This is a genomic window from Mesorhizobium sp. M1A.F.Ca.IN.020.06.1.1 (assembly GCF_004023265.1).
Classification (GTDB): domain Bacteria; phylum Pseudomonadota; class Alphaproteobacteria; order Rhizobiales; family Rhizobiaceae; genus Mesorhizobium.
On record NZ_RZSR01001492.1, the window covers coordinates 1 to 886 of the forward strand.

At 62.0% G+C, this 886-nt stretch carries 1 protein-coding gene; it reads right to left on the reverse strand.

All coding sequences use genetic code 11. The features are described from left to right. Positions 1 to 594 (reverse strand): IclR family transcriptional regulator (locus EOA60_RS35080; RefSeq protein ID WP_206628430.1); only part of this gene is annotated, 594 nt, incomplete at its 3' end. Positions 595 to 886: the final 292 nt, after the last annotated feature.

Genomic DNA, 886 nt, shown 5'->3' on the forward strand with positions numbered 1-886 from the left:
GCCGAGCAGTGTCCGTCCCGGCCCGAAGACAGGGGCGGAGATGCCGGCAGTCTGCGGATCGCGGTCACCGATTGAAATGTAACTATAGGTTTTCCGGATCGTCTCGTAAGGCTCGCCCTGCTCTCCCGAGAAAGCGGCCAGCACCCGGCCGCCGGAACCAACCAGCAAGGGCAGCACGTCACCTTCCCGTATCGTGTAACGGATCGGGTGCTTGGACTCGACTCGGTAGAGACAGGTGCGCACGTCGCCCGAGCGGACATAGAAGGCGACGCTTTCCCAGCTCCGCTCGGAGAGATCGCGCATGATCGGCAACAGGATATCCATCGCCACGAGCGAGCGCTGGTAAAGCGCGCCAAGCCTGAAGGTCGCCGGTCCGATGCGATAGCGTCCGTCCTCCAGGCGCTCCAGCAATTGCCCGCGCATCAGCGAGTTGGCCAATCTGAGGATCGTGCTCTTGTAGAGACCGGTTCGGGCCGCGATTTCGGCGAGGCCGAGCGACCGGTCGGCAATGGTGAACGCGTCGAGGATGGCGATTGCCCGGTCGAGCGCGGCAACGCCGTCGGCCGGAGCCTGGCTTGGAGGGAGGTCTGTCATTGCGGTGACGATTTCATCGTGGTCGCCCATCCGGGAATGACCCTGGACATGCGGATTTAGTCCGATCCTATGCGTTCTGTCCAGCAGAATGGCATTCCCGTTGACAGAACGCGGTAACAAATGCTTGAACTCGAATGCGGGTCTTAATTCAGGCCACGTCTTGGCAGGCACCGGAGGAGGTGTCGTGATTTGGAGGAATCCCATGCTGAACAGACGCAGATTCTTGTCGACCACCGCCGCCGGCTTCGCGGCTTTGCATTTCGGACCCGCCTTTGCGCAGGACGCCCCGCAA